The following is an 18,914-nucleotide window of genomic DNA, read 5'->3' as shown; positions in this document are numbered from 1 at the left end:
GGTCCGGGCTTGTAAAGTCGGGCTGCACCCGCGGTGGGTGAAGTCGCTAGGCTCAATGACATGGCTGTGAGCGGGAGTATCGACGCAGAGCGTCGCAGAAAAGATCTTGCCGATCTCATCGCGCGCGGTGAAGAGATTTCCATCGACGAAGCGCGCCTGAAGTTTAACGTCTCCGCAATGACGATTCGGCGAGACATAGAGGCCCTTGAAAATGAGGGGGTTGTGCGACGCGTGCGGGGCGGGGCGGTATCCGCGCCGGCTCCGCGCAGCTACGACGATCGTTTGGCGACCCGATCAGCGGCGAAGCTTGCGATTGCCAGGAAAGCACTCGCGCTTGTGCCGCATCGCGGAGCAATCGCACTGGATGCCTCGACCACGGTGCACGCACTCGCAGAAATTCTCGGCGGTGACCGTGAACTGACGGTGTGCACAAACTCTGTGCAGACGTTTGAGGTGTTGACGCGGCTGAACGGAATAGATGCGCAGCTGACCGGCGGGAGTTACGAGCGGGTCACCGGGAGCCTCGTCGGCCCAATCGCAAATGCGGGCGCTCGCCTGTTGTTCACGCAGGTCTTTTTTACGTCGGCCGCGGCGCTTCACCCCGAGGGTGGCACGTCTGAGTCTTCGCTTGCGGAGGCCGAGGTCAAGCGGCACCTGGCGGAGTCGGCCGAGCGCACCGTCTTGTGTGTCGACTCGTCCAAGCTTGGTGGACGGTCGGTGGGCGCAGCTCTCGAGCTTGCTTCAGTCTCGACCCTGATCACAGAGCTGCCAGCAGACGATCCGCGGCTCGATCCTTACCGTCACAGCGTCGACGTGCTCTGACCCTTGTCCTCGATGTTGTTTCGTGTTACATTCACATCAAGCAACATTTCTCTTACAGGAGCCTCATGAACGGTCATGTCACTGCCGACACCCTCATCGCCCGCTCAAACCGCCTGGGCGCAGACAAAAAGAACACGAACTTTGCTGGGGGCAACACCTCGGCCAAGGGGCAGGCTCAGGATCCAGTAACGGGCGAACCCGTCGAACTGATGTGGGTGAAGGGCTCGGGCGGCGACCTCGGCACACTTCGCGAAACCGGACTGTCGGTGCTGCGCCTCGACCGCATGCGCGCGCTCGTTGACGTCTACCCGGGGCTCGACCGCGAGGACGAGATGGTCGCGGCCTTCGACTACTGCCTGCACGGCAAGGGAGGAGCGACCCCGTCGATCGACACTGCGATGCACGGACTCGTCAATGCGGCGCACGTTGACCACCTGCACCCCGACTCGGGCATCGCGATCGCGACAGCCGCAGACGGAGAGGCCCTGACCGCCAAGATCTTCGGCGGAAAAGTTGTGTGGGTACCGTGGCGCAGACCGGGCTTCCAGCTCGGACTCGATATCGCCGCGATCCAGCAGGCCAACCCCGAGGCCATCGGCTGCATCCTCGGTGGCCACGGCATCACCGCCTGGGGTGACACCAGCGAGGAGTGCGAGCGCAACTCACTCTGGATCATCGACACCGCAGCCGCCTACATCGCCGAGCACGGTGCCGCTGAGCCCTTCGGCGCAAAGGTAGAAGGTTTCGAAGCGCTGCCGGAGGCCGAACGCAGGGCCAGGGCCGCGGCGCTCGCTCCGACGATTCGTGGTCTCGCCTCGCACGATAAGCCGATGGTGGGGCACTTCACCGACAGTGAGGCGGTGCTCGAGTTCCTGTCACGCGAAAAGCTGGCGGCGCTCGCGGCGCTCGGCACGAGCTGCCCCGACCACTTCCTGCGCACCAAGGTGAAGCCGCTGGTGCTTGACCTGCCAGCCACGGCCAGCGTCGAAGACCAGATCAGTCGCCTCCACGAACTGCACGAGGCATACCGCGCAGACTACCGCGCCTACTATGAGGCGCACGCCGACGCTGACAGTCCGGCGATGCGCGGTGCGGATCCGCTCATCGTGCTGATCCCCGGCGTCGGCATGTTCAGCTACGGCGCGAACAAACAGACCGCGCGCGTGGCGGGTGAGTTCTACGTCAATGCGATCAACGTGATGCGCGGCGCCGAGGCGCTCTCCACCTACGCACCCATCAGCGACGCCGAGAAGTTCCGCATCGAGTACTGGGCGCTCGAAGAGGCGAAGCTGCAGCGCCTACCGAAGCCAAAGTCGCACCAGGGCCGCATCGCGTTTGTGACGGGTGCCGCCTCGGGCATCGGCAAAGCCATCGCCACGAGGCTCGCGGCCGAGGGCGCGTGTGTTGTCGTGGCCGACCTCGATCTCGAGAAGGCGCAGGCCGCAGCGGCCGAGCTTGGCTCGAGTGATGTTGCGGTGGGGATCGCCGCAAACGTTGCCGACGCGGAGGCCGTGCGGGCGGCGATGGACGCGGCCGTGCTCGCTTTCGGTGGAGTCGACCTCGTCGTGAACAACGCGGGCCTCTCGCTCTCGAAGCCGCTGCTTGAGACCACTGAGAAAGACTGGGATTTGCAGCACGACGTCATGGCGAAGGGATCCTTCCTCGTGTCGAAGGCTGCGGCCAAGGCGCTCATCGAGCAGGGCATGGGTGGCGACATCATTTATATCTCGTCTAAGAACAGCGTGTTCGCCGGCCCCAACAACATCGCGTACTCGGCGACCAAAGCCGACCAAGCCCACCAGGTGCGCCTGCTGGCGGTTGAGCTGGGGGAGTATGGCGTTCGCGTCAACGGCATCAACCCCGACGGTGTCGTGCGAGGATCCGGCATCTTTGCCTCGGGTTGGGGTGCCAACCGCGCCGCGACCTACGGGGTGAACGAAGAAGACCTCGGTCAGTTCTACGCCAATCGCACGATCCTGAAGCGCGAGGTCGTGCCCGAGAACGTCGCCGACGCGGTGTACGTGCTTACGGGTCCGGAACTCTCGCGCACAACCGGGCTGCACATTCCCGTTGACTCGGGTGTGGCAGCGGCGTTCTTGCGATGACTGCGATGACCTCGACTCGGGTGCCCGGAGAGCCGGGTGTTGTTACCGCTGTGGACCTCGGAGCCACGAGCGGCAGGGTGATCCTGGGCCGTATTGAACGGGGTGTGCTGCAGATGCGGCACGTTGCGCGCTTCGCCAATGATCCGGTGCATACCCGCGACGGCATGCACTGGAATCTGCTGGAGCTCTATCGCCAGGTTGTGATGGGGCTCGCCGCGGCCGAGCGTGAGGTGCCAGGCGAGATCGTGAGCGTCGGGATCGACTCCTGGGGTGTCGACTACGGGCTATTTCGCGGTGGGCGCCTGCTCGGTGTGCCCTACCACTACCGCGATGCCCGCAATGTGGCCGGGGTCGAAGCGGTGCACGCTCGGGTGGGCGCCGAGGAGCTGTTTGCGCGCAACGGGCTGCAGCACCTCGCGTTTAACACCGTGTTTCAGCTCGCAACTGAAGGTGAGATGCTGCCGTTCGCAGATCGCCTGCTGCTGATCCCAGATCTGCTGAACTTCTGGCTCACCGGTAAGGCCTTTGCCGAGCGCAGCAACGCCTCGACCACCGGACTGCTGGGGGCCGAGACGAGGGAGTGGGATCTTGATCTTGCGAAGCGCCTCGATATTCCTGAGGCGATACTGCCGCCGCTCATAGACGCGGGCACGTCACTGGGAAAACTCTCGCTCGACGTGGCGGAGCGGGTTGGTCGCGCGCTCAACGTGGTGGCCGTCGGCTCACACGACACTGCCTCGGCGGTCGTCGCGATCCCGAACCCCGGCCGCGACTTTGCCTTCATCTCTTGCGGCACCTGGGGCCTCGTCGGTCTCGAGCTCGACGCGCCAGTGCTGAGCGAAGAAGCCCGTCTCGCGAACTTCACCAACGAGGGCGGAGTTGACGGGCGCACTCGGTTCTTGCACAACGTGATGGGGTTGTGGCTGCTCTCCGAGTCGCTGCGGCACTGGGAGCCCGCCGCAACCGACGCGCAGCGCTCAAGCCTGCTGGGGGAGTTGCTGAGCGAGGCCGCTCGGGTGCCTGCCACCGCACCCGTGTTTGACGTGAACGACCCCGCGTTTGTGTCGGCGGGCGACATTCCGGTGCGGATTCGCAACTGGTATCGCTCGCGCGGTGAGCGCCCGCCCGAGACCCGCGCTGAGATCGTGCGCTGCATCATCGACAGTCTGGCGCAGGCGTTTGCCGATGCCGTGAGCGAGGCCGCGCGGCTCGCCAATCATGAGATTTCGGTGATTCACATCGTGGGCGGCGGGTCACAGAATGTGCTGCTGTGCCAGGCCACCGCCGACCGCTCAGGCCTGCGGGTTGTTGCGGGCCCGACCGAGGCCACCGCCATGGGAAACATGCTGATTCAGGCCCGCGTGCTCGGCCAGGTTGGCCCTGATCTCGAAGACCTTCGTGCGGTCGTTGCCCGATCCACACCCCTCACCGAGTACTTGCCAAGATAGGTTGTCAGTATGGTTAAACGCCAGGTTCCCAAACCAGCAGAGCTGCTGGATCTCATGCAGTTCAAGAAGCCGCAGTTCGACGGCAAAAAACGCCGTCTCGACAGTGCGCTCACGATCCAAGACCTGCGAAAGATTGCGAAGCGCCGCACACCCGCTGCAGCCTTCGACTACACCGACGGCTCGGCCGAGGGGGAGCTGTCGCTGGCGCGCGCCAGGCAGGCCTTTGAAGACGTCGAGTTTCACCCGTCGATTTTGCGTGACGTGTCGACCGTCGACACAACAGCTACCGTGTTTGGTGGCACCTCGGCGATGCCGTTTGGTATCGCGCCGACGGGCTTCACTCGTCTGATGCAGACGGAGGGTGAGATTGTCGGAGCCGGTGCCGCGGGCGCCGCGGGCATTCCGTTCACCCTCTCAACGCTCGGCACCACCTCGATCGAAGAGGTCAAGGCCGCGAACCCCAACGGTCGCAACTGGTTTCAGCTCTACGTGATGCGGCAGCGCGAGATTAGCTACGGCCTGGTCGAGCGCGCCGCCGCTGCCGGGTTCGACACCCTCATGTTCACGGTTGACACCCCGGTCGCAGGGGCACGACTGCGCGACAAGCGCAACGGGTTTTCGATCCCACCCCAGCTGAGCCTCGGCACGATCGCCAACGCGATCCCGCGGCCCTGGTGGTGGTGGGATTTTCTCACCACACCGAAGCTGGAGTTCGCGTCGCTGTCGGCGACGGGCGGCACCGTGGGAGAGCTGCTCGACTCGGCGATGGATCCGTCGATCTCGTTTGAAGACCTCGACGTGATTCGCGGCATGTGGCCGGGCAAGCTTGTGGTCAAGGGTGTGCAGAACGTTGAAGACTCGCGCAAGCTGGTGGATCTGGGCGTCGACGGCATCATCCTCTCGAACCACGGTGGCAGGCAGCTCGATCGGGCGCCGATCCCGTTCCACCTGCTGCCCAAGGTGGTGCGCGAGGTCGGCAAAGACACGGAGATTGTCATCGACACCGGCATCATGAACGGTGCCGACATCGTCGCGTCGATCGCGCTCGGCGCGAAGTTCACGCTGATCGGCCGGGCCTACCTGTACGGGCTCATGGCCGGTGGGCGGGCCGGGGTGGATCGTGCGATCGAGATCCTGTCCGATCAGGTGGTGCGCACGATGAAGCTGCTCGAGGTTGCCTCGCTTGAGGAGCTGACGCCCGAGCACGTGACGCAGCTGGAGCGGTTGGTACCGCGGCGTGGTAACCTGTAGGACCCGGGTCTCCCGGGGATTGATAATTCAACAGTGTGTGATGTGAACGCCCCGTACGCTAGGGGCCGATCGGTTTCGACACGTCGATTTGAGACTGTGAGAAGCGGGTCGAGGACGCGGAGTTATCTCGTAAACGCCCTTCGCAAACTATAGGTGCCAACGCTAAGCGCACCGACTTCGCTCTCGCTGCCTAAGCACGAGACCGAGTCCGTCAGGCCGGGTATGCCTCCGCCCCGGTTTTCCTGACGTCATCTAGGAGGCTTGCTGGTGTGTTGTGTCTCAGGGCACACCGGGACTTTTGCTGAGACTGGGCCTGTCGCACTAGGTGTTCGTGGCAAAGGGTGGGGCCAAGTAGAACGTTTTCACGAACTACACCCGTAGAAGGCATGGAATCGTCGAAGTGGACCGGGGTTCAATTCCCCGCGGCTCCACCGGGCACATCGCACACAGAATTGTCAGCAAGAAGGCCGCCCGAGAGGGTGGCCTTCTTGTGTTTTCTGCACTCGAGAGGGCGGCCTTGTCGCATAGGGTTGGATCATGAAGAAGGTCGCGGTTGTGGTGCGCGAGGGTGCGAAGCCGCTCGACGTGGGAATCCCGGCCCAGGTGTTTACAACCCGCGCAAGCATGCCCTACGAGGTGCAGGTGTGCGGGATCGAGCCTGGCCTGATTCCTGGCGGCGACGGCCTCTCGTACTCCGTCGATAAGGGGCTCGAGGCACTCGACGATGCCGATCTCGTTTTCTTGCCGGGCACAAGACATCCGGATCGGGAGCCGCCTCCCGAAAAGTTGCTTGATGCCCTCGTGCGAGCTCACGAGCGCGGCGTGCGCCTCGCCGCCATCTCGACGGGCGCATTCGCGCTGGCTGCGACGGGCCTGCTCGACGGCAAACGAGCCACCACACACTGGCACTACGCCCAGATCTTTGCCGCGCAATTCCCGCGGGTGAACGTCGACGAGAGTGTCCTCTTTGTCGACGAGGGCTTCGTGCTGACCTCCGCTGGAGCCGCGTCCGGCATCGATCTCTGCCTGCACATCCTGCGGGCGGATCTCGGCATGGCCGCCGCGAACCACGCGGCCAGACGGCTTGTTGCGGCGCCGTATCGCAGCGGCGGGCAGGGCCAGTTTGTGCGTCGCTCCGTGCCCGAAACCTATGGCGAGCGCCTTGCCAGTACACGCGAGTGGGCCTTGCACCGGTTGCACGAGCCACTCACGATCCAAACCCTAGCCGCCCACGCTCGAGTGTCGGAGCGCACCCTGTCGCGGCGCTTCACTGAAGAGACCGGCTACACGCCGATGCGGTGGGTCATGCGGGCGCGTCTGGACCTCGCGCGCGAGCTGCTTGAGCGCACGGAGCTGGGCATTGACGCGATCGCAACGCAGGTCGGGCTGGGCACCGCGGTGAACCTGCGCCTTCATTTTCGGAGGGTGCTTGGCACGACCCCGTCGGAGTATCGCCGCACTTTCACTCGGGGGGAGTAACCTTGGCGAGATCCTTTCTGTAGGTGGCATTGATGCCACTGGTGTGAGGTGCTTACAACGCGGGATCCTTAGCTGTACAAGAAAGGACAGCCATGAGTGGTCGTATTGCAATCAACGGTTTCGGGCGAATTGGTAGGGGGGTGCTGCGCGCGTTACTGGAGCAGTCGAGTGACTTAGATCTGGTCGCGATCAACGACCTCACCGACGCGAAGACGATCGCGCAGCTGTATAACTTTGACTCCGTCTACGGGCGCGCTGCAACACGCATGCGCGCTGAGGGCGACGAACTTGTGGTGGGGGATCGGCGCATCAAACTTCTCGCCCAGCGTGATCCGGCGCAGTTGCCGTGGGGTGACCTCGGCATCGACGTTGTGCTTGAGTCGACGGGGCGCTTCACTAAAGCTAAGGACGCCCACCTGCACCTCGATGCCGGTGCGAAGCGAGTGCTCGTGAGCGCACCCTCTTCGGGCTCCGACGTGACGCTGGTACGAGGTGTGAACGAGGACGCCTACGATCCTGACAGCCACTTTGTGATCTCGAACGCGTCCTGCACGACGAACGCGCTCGCTCCGCTGGCCCAGGTGTTGCACCAGCTCGCGGGTATCGAGCAGGGGTTCATGATGACGGTGCACGCGTACACGCAAGATCAGAACCTGGTCGATAGCCCGCACTCGGATCCGCGCCGTGCCCGCGCTGCCGCGCTCAACATCGTGCCTTCGTCGACCGGCGCTGCACGTGCGATCGGCAAGGTGCTGCCCGAGCTTGACGGCAAGCTCAGCGGGGATGCGATCCGCGTGCCGGTGCCTGTCGGGTCAATCGTTGAGCTCACCGCGATGGTAGAGCGTGATGTGACGGAAGACGAGGTGCTCGCTGCTTACCGCGAGGCTGCTGAGGGGCGGCTGAAGGGCATTCTCGAATACTCCGAGGATCCGCTCGTGTCTTCGGACATCGTTGGCAACCCGGCATCGTCGATTTTCGACTCGGGGCTTGTGCGCGTGGTTGGCCGCCACATCAAGGTGTCCTCCTGGTACGACAACGAGTGGGGATTCTCCAACCGCGTCGCTGAAACGCTGTCGCGGCTCGCGGACTAACTCGCGCGCTGTTTTCGCGCCAAATGTGCCGGGCATGTCAGCCGGTATTCACAAGCCAGCCGGTGGAAACCGCCCGCTTCCATCCGGCAGGTCTGTGAGTACCGGCTGACATGCCCGGCGCTATCATGTTGAGCATGGTGGCACAGCAGACTGCGGCCCGGTCGCGCAAGCCACCGGCAGAGCGTCGCGCCGAGATCCTTGCTCAGGCCTCGTTCATAGCGCTCGCTGACGGGCTGGAGCGCGTGACGCTGCGGGCGGTTGCCGACCGGCTGGGTGTGAGGCCCGGCCTGATCAGCCACTACTTCCCGGCGGTTGAGGAGCTGGTTGCCGAGGCTTTTGCGCTCGCGGTCTCTGGTGAGCGCGAGCAGATGTTTGCTGGGGCAGGATCCCCAGCATCGCGTCTCGCTGCGCTCGTGCGCCGCGTGACGAGTGGCGAGGCCGACGGCCTCGCTCGGCTGTGGCTGAATGCGCGTCACCTGGGACGCTTCAGCGAGGTGCTGGCCACGGCGATTGCGGCGCAAGAGGTGCAGGATCGGGAACGGATGCTTGCACTGATTCGGGACGGTGTTGCGGTGGGGGAGTTTCGCACCGACGATCCCTTTGCCGCCTGCGTGCGCATTTTTATCGCGATCGACGGCTACTCCGTCTACGTCAATTCCGTCGATGAGTTTGAGGTCACTGCGTACACCCGCTTTGTGAGTGACGTGTGCGAGTGGACGCTGGGGTTGGGATCGGGTTTCTGTAGTTAGCGCCGCCCCGCAGCAACCCTACGAATGAGCTGCGCAATCAATCGCCAGCCGACGAGAAACACCGCGATGGAAACGGTGGCCACGATCACAAACGGTAGAGCCGTGCCAGCGCCGGTGAGCGCGCGCAGGATCATGCCGAGCGCCACAGTGCCGATCCATACAGGGATACCCGACTTTACGGGAGACAGCGGGTGCTTCGAGACGCGGGCAGATACCCACATGATTGCGAGGCCCGCGAGAAAAGGCCACGCTGTTGTCCACAGGCCAAAGAGCGTCGCCTCACGCGAGTGGCTGCTGCGACCGAGCGCCGCGAAGAGCACAACAAGCACAACGTCGATGCCCAGTGCGAGCAGAACAATCTTCCAGCTTGGCTGCACGTGTTTTGCGGTAGGGGAAGAAGTCTGTGATTCGCTCACGCTGAGACCTCCGATCCTGATCCTGCGCCCGCAACGACCGCAATCACCGCGTCGTGCAGTGCGCCGTTTGTCGCCAGTGAACTGCCGTTCCACGCGCTCTCTGCGCCGTCGATGTCGGTGAACTTGCCCCCGGCCTCGCGCACAATCGGCACGAGCGCTGCGAGATCGTAGGGCTTCACATCGAACTCGGCCACAATGTCAACGAGACCCTCGGCGAGCAGCATGTACGACCACATGTCGCCGTACGCACGATCCCGCCACACGGCACGGCTGAGCGCGATGAGTGGCTGCAGGTAGCCTGCAAGATCCCACTGCTCAATGCTCTGGAAGCTGAGTGAGGCGTGCTCGAGGTCGGTCACACCAGAAACACGCAGTGGGCGAGGATCGGTGCCCTCTTGCTGCCCCCACGCTCCGGATCCCGTCTCGGCCCACCAGCGGCCGCCGAAGCCAGGAGCGGACACAACACCGACAGTTGGTTCGCCGGCAACCTCGAGGGCGATGAGCGTGGCCCAGTTGGGCACACCGCGCAAGAAATTTGAGGTGCCGTCAATGGGATCGAGGATCCAGCGCCGTTCACCGCGCTCCGCTCGACCTGATTCCTCGCCAAAGAAGCTGTCGCCTGGGCGCTCCGCCTCGATCCGCTCGCGCAGAGCGAGCTCGACCGCCTTGTCCGCGTCCGTTACGAAGGTGCGATCCGGTTTCGTTTCAATCGTGAGATCGGCCGAACGAAAGCGGGGGAGCGAGATGGAATCGGCGAGATCCGCGAGCTCTAAAGCAAACGCAAGATCGGCGGATGGAGCGGGGGGCTGTGACATGTGGCCTCCTAGCCAGAAACGAAAAAGGCTCTTCTTCTAAGTGAACTTAGAAGAAGAGCCTGAGCCGTACACCCCCCGGGACTCGAACCCGGAACCCATTGATTAAGAGTCAATTGCTCTACCATTGAGCTAGAGGTGCCTGCCGCTCCGTGAGCAACATAGATACGTTAGCACGCTCGCCGGGTTGCTCCAAACTCAATCGGTATTCCGGGCATTTCGGGTGGTTCGGTCCAGGGAATTCCCACCTGGGCGAGGCGCTCGTTTCGTAGGCTTCCAAGTGCGCGTACTTAACATGCGTAAAGTAAGTCCCGCCAATGACGGCGGCAATCGAGCCCCACCTAACCCCCAAGTAATGAGGCCCTGATGAATCTCAAACCGATCACCCGCTTCGCTGCGCCAGCAGTGCTCGTCGCTGCCGCGCTTGCGCTGAGCGGCTGCAGTAGCGGAGACAGCAAAGCGAAGACACCGGAAGAGGGGCCGCTGCAGAAATATATGTCGGCGTTGTACGGCAGCGAACAATACAACCAGGAGTTCTACGACAAACAGCACGCGAAAGCTGAAGAATCGATAGCGAAGTGCATGGCGAAGGAAGGGTTTGAATATAAGCCGAACCCTCAGGGCGGTAGCGTCTTCATCCCGAGTGGCGATGAGGAAGAAGGCAGTGAAGAGGAGCAGTGGGGCACTCTGAAGTTTGCCGAGACCTACGGATACGGAATTGTCGATTCATCGTTTATGAACGGGCTGATGGGTGGTGGTGAAGAAGGCGGCGAGGAGCAGTGGGTGGACCCGAATCAGAAGTACATTGAATCGCTTTCGGAGTCAGAGCAGAGCGCGTACTACGAGACGCTGCTTGGTGCCCAGCAGTCCTCGGTAGAGATAGTGGAAGCGGGTCAGGAGTCTGGCTGGGACTCGAATGTAGTCGGATGTCAAGCCGCGGCTCAGCACGAGACTGAGGGTGAAGACGCCTACCGTGCGGCATCCGAAGATCCTGAGTTTGCTGACCTGTTTGTAAAGATGCAGGACGTTTACTCCACGATGCTCGGTGAAGACGGAAAGCCCAGCAACGATGTCCTGATAAAGCTTGACCGCGACTGGGCAGCATGCATGGTGAAAGACGGGTATGACTTCGAGAACCCGATGGCAGCGAACAACTTCATGCAAGATGAGTGGGGCAGGACGCAGGGCTTCTCTGTCGAGCGCTCTGCCAGCGGGAGCAGTTCCACGATTGAGGAGGGTGACGAGCCCAAAGAGCTGAGCAAAAAGGAAAAGGAAAAATTTCAGGAAAAGGAAATCAACACCGCTGTCGCCGACTGGAGGTGCCAGGACAAAGTGGACTACAAGGGCACTCAGCAGAGGTTGAGTAACGAGGTTGAGCAGAAGTTCGTAGATGAGAACAAGGCGAAACTCGACGCCATGCTGGCCAAGTACGGCACGAAGAAACAAGAGAAGTAGGCGTCGCGGCATTGAGCGTCATTGCCCCAGAGTCAGGTTCTTTACACCAAATTACCGATTCCGTGACGTATGATTCTAAAAATCCATTCTCAGAATGGTGTAGACGAATCCATCAGTGATGATGGAAATCGAGCCCCACCCCCGCTGTACCCCCAACCCCGAGGTTAAAGAGGCCCTGATGAAAACTCTGTCGATTTCCCGCTATGCCGTCCCCGCGGCGCTCGTTGTCGCCGCGCTTGCACTCACCGGATGTAGTTCCGGTGACGCTAAAAAGTCCAAAGACGAAGCGGGACCACTCCAGAAATACATGTCGGCTATGTGGGGCGATGAAGAGTTCACCCAGGAGAAGTTCGACAAGCAGCAGGAGAAGACCGAGGAGCTTGTTGCGGAGTGCATGGCGAAAGAGGGTTTTGACTACAAGCCGAATACCGAAAACGGCGGCATGGTCTACATGAGCGGCGACGACGGCGACGATGGTCCCGAGTGGGGCTCGGTCAAATTTGCGGAGACCTACGGCTACGGCTTCATCAACTCACCGGGTATGGACTCATCGAATGATTCCGGTGATGATGGCAAAGAGCCCGTCGATCCCAACCAGAAGTACATTGACTCGCTCTCAGAATCCGAGCAGCAGGCCTACAACGTAACGCTGTGGGGCCCGCCCATGAGCGAAGACCAAGTGAACCCGGACGACGAAGACGCGGCTGTCGAGTACGACTGGAAGCAGGGCGGTTGTTACGGAGCTGCTCAGCACAAGGCGCAGGGTAGCGCCGCTGAAGCCACCGACGATCCTGAGTTCAAGGATCTCTTTGAGCAAATCAACAACATGTACTCCGAGGTCTATGGAAATGGAAGTAGCGGCTCCACGAACGAAGACATGGTCAAGCTCGACCGCAAGTGGGCTGAGTGCATGACCGAGGCCGGCTACGACTTCCCGACTCCCATGCAGGCACAAAATTCCTTGCAAGATGAATGGATGAAGGTCCAGGACGCTGGCGCATCGGACTCCGGCGAGTACAAGGAGCCCAGCAAAGAAGAAAAGAAGAAGTTCCAGGACAAAGAGATCAAGACCGCCGTTGCTGACGCCAAATGCCAGGACAAGCTGAAGTACACGGATGAGCAGACCAAGATCACGAACAAGATTGAGCAGAAGTTCGTTGACGAGCACAAGGCAGAGCTTGACGCGATGATCGCGAAGTACGGTTCGAAGAAGAAGGAAAAGTAGCTCGTGGCTGCGCCGTTGAAGACGAAGCCGATTTCAGGGCTCGCCGCATCGGCGGCGCTCTGCATTGCTGCGCTCGCGCTGACGGGCTGCGCCGCAGAGGCCCCCGAGGGTCAGGCCGAGGGAAGCCCGCTCAACAAATACATGTATGCCGTGTGGGGGAGCCAGGAGCAGGACAACTCCAGCTTCTACAAGCAGCAGGTCAAGATCGAGGACCAGATCGCCAAGTGCATGGCAAAAGAGGGGTTTGACTACAAGCCGAACCTTCTCTCCGAAGAGTACTTAGCGGCACCTGCCATGGAAAGCGAAGACGGGCTTGAGATGGGGACGGTCGCGTACGCTGAAGCGCACGGCTACCGCATTTTCGACAGCATGTTTGGCCCCGAATCTAAGGGAGATGGGACCGCCGATGAAGGCGAGGTTGATGCTAACGCGGAATACGTAAGCTCACTCACGGATACGGAGCAGCAAGCCTATTACGAGGCGTTGAATGGCAATCCAGTTCAAGAAGACTCGATGGAAGACCTGGAAGACGGCGAGTTTCCTCAGATCGACTGGTCCAAAATGGGCTGCTACGGAGCGGCCCAAAATGACGCCCGAGGAAACGCAGGATTAGCTCGGGATGACCCGGAGTACCAGGAACTCTTCGAGCAGATGGACAAGATCTACGTTGAAACAAACGACAACGGTGAAGAGCCCATCATTAACGAAGACGTGCGTAAGCTCAACCAAAAATGGGCCGACTGCGTTTCAAAGGCCGGTTTCGATGTGCAGAGTCCGGGCCAAGCGCAAACGATGATGATGCAAGAGTCAGGCAAGCTGACAATGGGTGTGGACGCCGCTGGAGCAATGACGTATCGGGAACCCAGCACAGAAGAGACAGAAGCGTTCCACGCCAAAGAAATCAAGGTCGCGGTCGCCGATGTGAAGTGCCAGGAAAAAACTCACTACGAAGAAGAACGTCAAAAGATTGTGTATGGACTCGAACAAAAGTTCATCGATGAGCACAAGACCAAGCTCGACGCGATGCTCGTGAAGTACTCCTCGAAAAAGAAGGAAAAGTAGCCATGGCCGCATTGCGTCGCAATCGGAAGGATCGGGGATCCTCGGCTGAGGGGCCCCCAGCTTCAGAGACGAACATTGAAACCGAAGACGTTGAGACAGCAGTCCTGGTCGAGAGCGTAGTCACCGCCGAGACTGAAGCCGACGCTGACGCCGAACCAGTCAAGAAAAAGCGCGGCTGGAAGGGCGCTCGTCTCGTTGCGCTCATCGCTGGCGTCGCCGTTGTTTCGATGCTGATTGGTGTTGGTGTGATGCAGTTCATCGTGTCTCCCGCAGACGCGGCCTCGCGCACAAAAGCTCCCGACCCCGGCCCGGTGACGGCTCCCATCGAGAAACGTCAGATCGAAAACACCGTGGTGATTCGTGGCCAGGTGAGCTACGCCGATTCAGTTCAGGTTGCGATCGACTCACCAGGAGGAAGCGAGCGCGCCGTCATTACGGGGCGTGTACCCGAGGTAGGGGCGATCCTGAATACCGGCAACCTGGCTCTCGAAGTCGCGGGACGCCCGGTTATCGTGCTGCCTGGGGAATTGCCGGCGTATCGCACACTGAGTATCGGCATGCGCGGACCCGACGTGGTCCAGCTGAAGGCGGCTCTCACCGCGATGGGGTTTGGTGTGGGCGACACGAGCTCTGATGTGTACGACGGCGACACCGCCGCTGCGGTCGGTGCGCTCTACGAGCAAGTCGGATACAGCGCACCAAACGGGGGCGACGAGGCGCAGAAGGCGCTTCGCGTCGCCGAGCGTGGCGTGCGTGACGCACAGCTTAGCCTCGCGCAGGCGCAAGCCCAGCTGAGTAATGCCATCGACATTGCCCAGCCCAACACCAATGCGGAACAGGCCGCGGTGAACGCCGCCAATGATGCTCTTGGCGATGCGCAGTCTACGCTCGTCACGGCGCAGGAGGCCGTGATGCCGACCCTGCCGTCGAGCGAGGTACTTTTTCTTACCGGGCTGCCGAGGCGAGTTGACGACGTGTCGGTAAACCGTGGTGATGTGTTGTCAGGATCACCGATGAGCGTTTCAGGGGCAACCCTGACGATCTCCGGGACCGTGTCGCAGCAGGACGCTGAGCTGCTCACGGACGGCGCGAAGGCGTTTTTCTCCGCTCCGAACGGTGATGAACTCACGGCAACCGTGAAGAAGATTCAGGCCCCCAAGTCGGGCGGAAAATCCGGTGACTCCGGCGGCTCGAAAGGCTCAGAGGGCCAGAGTAGCGGCTCAGGCGGTAGCGGTAGCGGGGGCAACTCCCAAGACTCGAGCCGCTACACCGTCACGATGGCACCGAGCGAGCTAAGTTCCGAGGAGATCGAAGCGCTGCGCGACACCAACGTGCGCGTGAAGATTCCGGTTGCTTCCACCAAGGGTGAAGTCATGGCAGTGCCGCTCGCGGCGCTTTCAGCTGGTTCTGGCGGTGAGGACCGTATCGAGCTGATGATCGATCCGAAGAGCGGACCAGATGCCGTGACGGAGAACGTAGTCGTGAAGGTGGGACTCGCCGCCGACGGATTTGTTGAGATTACGTCCGACGATCCACGCGTCAAAAAGGGCGCGAAAGTTGTGGTCGGCAGATGAGCGGCTTCACGGAACTGATCGAAGACCTCGACGGTCAGCTCCCGGACTCTGCGGCTGAAGCCTCAGCTGAACCCGCGGACCGCATGGAACGCAGGCGGGCCAAAAAGCTGGCTCGTGTGGGTGCACGTGAGGAAGTCGCCGCAAAGCGCCTGGCCGAACAGCACGCCGCGGGAGATCGCAACTTTGCGGGCCCTATCGTGCAGCTCGACGACGTGACGAGGTTCTTCCCTGGTCCGCCCAAGGTGTTTGCACTGCGGGGGATCGACCTGACGATCGAGCGCGGAGACTACCTGGCGATCATTGGACCATCAGGATCCGGCAAATCCACAATGTTGAACGCGCTTGGGCTGCTCGACCGCCCAAGCACGGGGCGTTTTCTGTTTGAGGGCATCGACACGGCGGATCTCAGCGACGACGAACGCGCAGCGCTTCGCGGTAACGCGATTGGGTTTGTGTTTCAGTCATTCCACCTGATGCCCACCCGAACCGTGCTCGAAAACGTGATGCTCGCGACAGCCTATGCCGGAGTTCCCAAAGCGGATCGAGAAGCCCTCGCGCGTGAATCGCTCCACAAAGTAGGCCTCGCGCACCGCATCGACTTTTTTCCCAATCGTCTCTCGGGCGGCGAGCGCCAGCGTGTTGCCATCGCCCGGGCTGTCTGCACCTCACCTCGTTTGCTGCTTGCTGATGAGCCCACCGGAAACTTGGATCGACAAAATTCCGAGATCGTCATGCGACTTTTCGAGGATCTTGGAAAAGAGGGCCTCACCATCGTCATGATTACCCACGACGAGACCGTAGCCGCGTCGGCGAAGCGACGCGTTCGTATGCAAGACGGAGAGCTCTCGGTGGTCGCATGATCGCGCGGTTCTGGAACAGGCTTCGCTCCCGCAAGCGCGCGGCGAAGATCCCGGGTCTGCCCATTCGGGATCTGACTCGGGAGGCGCTTGAGGGAGTGGGAGCGCGGCCCTCGCGGCTCGTCATTACGCTGCTCGGCACCGTGCTGGGAATCGCCTCGCTCGTCGCAACAATTGGCTTTGCGCAGACGGCAGCGGGCCAGATTTCCCAGCAGTTTGACGCGCTCGCCGCAACCAGAGTGTCGATCGAGCCGGGCAAGACCAAAGCCTCAGGGAACAAAGAGCGGGCAACCGCGAGGATTCCCTGGGATGCCGTTGAGCGCACAGAAGACCTTGTTGGTGTGAAGCACGCTGCCCTATACGCGAAAGTTCCCAACTCGCCAAAGGTTGAGACTGTTCAGGTGCAGGATCCCTCGCAGGTCGCAACGGCGCCTCCGCCCGTGGTCGCAGCTTCGCCCGAGATTATGCAGGCAGTGCAGGGAAAAATACAGACCGGACGCTTCTTCGATAGTGGGCACGACAGCCGCCGAGACCGCGTGGTGGTGCTCGGTAAAAATGCCGCAAAAAAGCTCGGGATCAACCGTGTGAGCGGACAACCCGCGATTTTCGTGAATGACCGTGCCTACACGGTGATCGGCATTCTCGACAAGGTCGGTACGCGTGAGGGGCTACTCGATTCCGTTATCGTGCCGATCAACACCGCGCGCTCCGAGCTTGACCTTGGCGCGCCTGATGCGCTCGATATTCGCATCGATATTGGCGCGGGTCCCGTTGTCGGTAAACAGGCTCCCATCGCACTGAACCCCAACGCCCCAGACGGGTTTAAGGTCTCAGCCCCGGGAGGGGCGAACGAGCTGCAAAAGAGTGTCGAGGCCGACGTCAACGTGCTGTTCATCGCGATTGGCATTGTTGCGCTTATCGGTGGTGGCATCGGGATCGCAAACGTCACCCTGCTCTCCGTATCGGAGCGGCGCGGTGAGATCGGCCTGCGTCGCGCGCTCGGCGCGCGCACTCGAGATATCTCGCGGCAGTTCATGCTTGAGTCCGTGACGACGGGTGTGCTCGGTGGGCTCATAGGTGTGGCCGTGGGGCTTTTTGGGCTGTTAGCAGTGTGTTTCACTCAACAGTGGACCCCGATGCTAGCCCCGTGGGCAGCCCCTGTCGGGGTCGTAGTGGGAGCCCTGGTTGGTCTCGCAGCCGGAACGTACCCCGCGATGAAGGCCGCCAGAATCGAACCTGTTGACGCCCTACGGGACTAGACCTGCTTACTTCTTTTTCCCCCACCTTTTCCCGAAGTTGGGGTCAGTTTCTGGCACTAAATCGTGTTTTGGTACCAGAAACTGACCCCGGAATCGGGTTGAGGCAGAGTCTTATCGCCGCCTGGCGAGAAACAGCGCAGCCACCGCGATGGCGAGCACCGAGGCAACCAACACGGCAAGACGAGCGGTGTCGGCCTCAGCCGGGTCGGAGAGGCTGAGTTCTGCGACGAGCAGTGAGACTGTGAACCCCACGCCGGCAAGCGCCCCGACACCGACGAGCTGTCGCCACCGGATAGCCGGATCGAGCTTCGCGCTCGTAAAGCGGGTGAGAAGCCAGGTCGTGAGGGTGATCCCAACCGGCTTACCAACAACAAGCCCGAGAATCACACCGATGGCGATGGGATCCAGCGGAAAATTCGAAGTTCCACTCACTGCGATGCCCGCGGCAAAAAACGCAAAGATCGGGATCGCAACGCCCGCCGAGAGGGGCGAATAGCGGTGCTCGAGAGTTTTTGCGAGTGGGGTACCGTCGCGGCCGCGTACCGGAATGAGGAACGCGAGGACCACACCGGCAACCGTTGGATGGATTCCCGAGGCCAGAAAGAGGGCCCACACCACGATCCCGAGTGGCAGCAGCGCCACCCACGGCCCCCACGCTGACCGCGCAAGCCAGGCGGGTGCGGTGCGTGCGATGACCGCGAACAGTGCGAGCGGTACAAGCGCGATGACGAGGGGGAGTAGCTGTAACTGCTCCGTGAAGAACACCGCGATGATGGTAATCGCGATCAGGTCGTCAACAACCGCGAGGGTGAGCAAAAAGATGCGAAGCGCGGGCGGAATGCCGGGGGCGATGAGGCCGAGGATCGCGACGGCAAACGCGATGTCGGTCGCTGTCGGGATCGCCCAACCCTCTGCTCCTGACGTGCCCGCATTGATGGCCAGGTAAATAACCGCGGGGATCGCAACCCCTCCGACGGCCGCCGCGACCGGAACGATTGCAGTTGAAACGCGGCGCAGCGCCCCCGTGATGAACTCCTGCTTGAGCTCGAGCCCGACCATAAAAAAGAAGATGGCGAGCAGGCCGTCGGAGGCCCAGTGCCCGAGGCTGAGCTGCAACCCGAGTCCCGCTGGACCGAGTTTTGTGTCGCGGAGCGCGAAGTACTGCTCTGCGAGGGGGCTGTTGGCGGCGATGAAACCGGCAGCCGCCGCGATGACGAGAATGACACCGCCGGTAATCTCGCCCCGTAAGAGGTGGCTAAGACGCGATGTTGCGGGAGTGTGGTTCATGCTGGGATCCATTTCGGTTCGG

Annotated in this window: 16 protein-coding genes, 1 tRNA gene and 1 other RNA gene; 14 read left to right on the top strand and 4 right to left on the bottom strand. The window is 61.7% G+C overall.

The features are described 5' to 3' along the window. Window positions 1-60: 60 nt before the first annotated feature. The 8 genes from G7068_RS04020 (at window position 61) to G7068_RS03985 (ending at window position 8,945) form a co-directional block, all read left to right on the top strand. Entirely contained in the window at window positions 61-822 is a 762-nt protein-coding gene (locus G7068_RS04020; RefSeq protein ID WP_166289260.1) for a DeoR/GlpR family DNA-binding transcription regulator, read from the top strand. A 65-nt stretch (window positions 823-887) separates the two neighbouring features. Next, the gene (locus G7068_RS04015) at window positions 888-2,927 is read left to right on the top strand and encodes a bifunctional aldolase/short-chain dehydrogenase (RefSeq protein WP_166289257.1); all 2,040 of its coding nucleotides are present in this window, start codon (window positions 888-890) and stop codon (window positions 2,925-2,927) included. Further along, window positions 2,924-4,375, top strand: coding sequence for a rhamnulokinase (locus G7068_RS04010; RefSeq protein ID WP_244304662.1), 1,452 nt, complete (start codon window positions 2,924-2,926; stop codon window positions 4,373-4,375). The genes G7068_RS04015 and G7068_RS04010 overlap by 4 nt, the downstream gene beginning before the upstream one ends. A gap of 9 nt (window positions 4,376-4,384) precedes the next feature. Continuing rightward, entirely contained in the window at window positions 4,385-5,626 is a 1,242-nt protein-coding gene (locus G7068_RS04005; RefSeq protein ID WP_166289254.1) for an alpha-hydroxy acid oxidase, read from the top strand. A 61-nt stretch (window positions 5,627-5,687) separates the two neighbouring features. Beyond that, window positions 5,688-6,060, top strand: a transfer-messenger RNA (tmRNA) gene (ssrA, locus tag G7068_RS04000). Window positions 6,061-6,163: 103 nt separating this feature from the next. After that, the gene (locus tag G7068_RS03995; RefSeq protein WP_166289251.1) at window positions 6,164-7,105 is read left to right on the top strand and encodes a GlxA family transcriptional regulator; all 942 of its coding nucleotides are present in this window, start codon (window positions 6,164-6,166) and stop codon (window positions 7,103-7,105) included. 92 nt (window positions 7,106-7,197) lie between these two features. Then, a complete protein-coding gene (gene gap / locus G7068_RS03990) occupies window positions 7,198-8,196 on the top strand; it encodes a type I glyceraldehyde-3-phosphate dehydrogenase (protein ID WP_166289248.1) in 999 nt (332 codons plus the stop codon). Window positions 8,197-8,330: 134 nt separating this feature from the next. After that, window positions 8,331-8,945: a TetR/AcrR family transcriptional regulator gene (locus tag G7068_RS03985; RefSeq protein WP_166289245.1), complete on the top strand. Its 615-nt coding sequence runs from the start codon at window positions 8,331-8,333 to the stop codon at window positions 8,943-8,945. Here G7068_RS03985 and G7068_RS03980 read toward each other — a convergent pair. The 3 genes from G7068_RS03980 to G7068_RS03970 all read right to left on the bottom strand — a co-directional run bounded on the left by G7068_RS03980 (window position 8,942) and on the right by G7068_RS03970 (window position 10,315). Further along, window positions 8,942-9,361: a DUF3054 domain-containing protein gene (locus G7068_RS03980; protein WP_244304661.1), complete on the bottom strand. Its 420-nt coding sequence runs from the start codon at window positions 9,359-9,361 to the stop codon at window positions 8,942-8,944. The two genes, G7068_RS03985 and G7068_RS03980, sit on opposite strands and share 4 nt — an antisense overlap. Continuing rightward, entirely contained in the window at window positions 9,358-10,176 is an 819-nt protein-coding gene (locus G7068_RS03975) for an inositol monophosphatase family protein (protein ID WP_166289242.1), read from the bottom strand. The genes G7068_RS03980 and G7068_RS03975 overlap by 4 nt, the downstream gene beginning before the upstream one ends. Window positions 10,177-10,243: 67 nt before the next feature. Continuing rightward, window positions 10,244-10,315 (bottom strand) — tRNA-Lys (locus G7068_RS03970). Window positions 10,316-10,539: 224 nt separating this feature from the next. Between G7068_RS03970 and G7068_RS03965 the strand changes: the two genes are divergently transcribed. The 6 genes from G7068_RS03965 to G7068_RS03940 all read left to right on the top strand — a co-directional run bounded on the left by G7068_RS03965 (window position 10,540) and on the right by G7068_RS03940 (window position 17,605). After that, a complete protein-coding gene (locus G7068_RS03965; RefSeq protein WP_166289239.1) occupies window positions 10,540-11,628 on the top strand; it encodes a hypothetical protein in 1,089 nt (362 codons plus the stop codon). A gap of 178 nt (window positions 11,629-11,806) precedes the next feature. After that, complete coding sequence (locus G7068_RS03960; RefSeq protein WP_166289236.1) at window positions 11,807-12,853, top strand: hypothetical protein; 1,047 nt, start codon at window positions 11,807-11,809, stop codon at window positions 12,851-12,853. Between the two features lie 3 nt (window positions 12,854-12,856). Further along, window positions 12,857-13,915 carry a hypothetical protein gene (locus G7068_RS03955; protein WP_166289233.1) on the top strand — a complete coding sequence of 353 codons (1,059 nt, stop codon included), beginning with the start codon at window positions 12,857-12,859 and terminating at the stop codon, window positions 13,913-13,915. A 2-nt stretch (window positions 13,916-13,917) separates the two neighbouring features. Then, window positions 13,918-15,489 carry a hypothetical protein gene (locus G7068_RS03950; RefSeq protein ID WP_166289230.1) on the top strand — a complete coding sequence of 524 codons (1,572 nt, stop codon included), beginning with the start codon at window positions 13,918-13,920 and terminating at the stop codon, window positions 15,487-15,489. Then, entirely contained in the window at window positions 15,486-16,349 is an 864-nt protein-coding gene (locus tag G7068_RS03945) for an ABC transporter ATP-binding protein (RefSeq protein WP_341873763.1), read from the top strand. The genes G7068_RS03950 and G7068_RS03945 overlap by 4 nt, the downstream gene beginning before the upstream one ends. After that, the gene (locus G7068_RS03940) at window positions 16,346-17,605 is read left to right on the top strand and encodes an ABC transporter permease (protein ID WP_166289227.1); all 1,260 of its coding nucleotides are present in this window, start codon (window positions 16,346-16,348) and stop codon (window positions 17,603-17,605) included. Before G7068_RS03945 ends, G7068_RS03940 begins: the two co-directional genes overlap by 4 nt. 111 nt (window positions 17,606-17,716) lie before the next feature. Here G7068_RS03940 and nhaA read toward each other — a convergent pair whose 3' ends face one another. Continuing rightward, on the bottom strand, window positions 17,717-18,892 hold the full coding sequence (gene nhaA, locus G7068_RS03935; protein WP_244304660.1) for a Na+/H+ antiporter NhaA: 1,176 nt from the start codon (window positions 18,890-18,892) through the stop codon (window positions 17,717-17,719). Window positions 18,893-18,914: the final 22 nt, after the last annotated feature.

Source organism: Leucobacter viscericola (assembly GCF_011299575.1).
In the GTDB taxonomy this organism is placed as follows: domain Bacteria; phylum Actinomycetota; class Actinomycetes; order Actinomycetales; family Microbacteriaceae; genus Leucobacter; species Leucobacter viscericola.
Note: the sequence above shows the minus strand (reverse complement) of the source record. Positions and strands in the feature narration are given on the sequence as shown.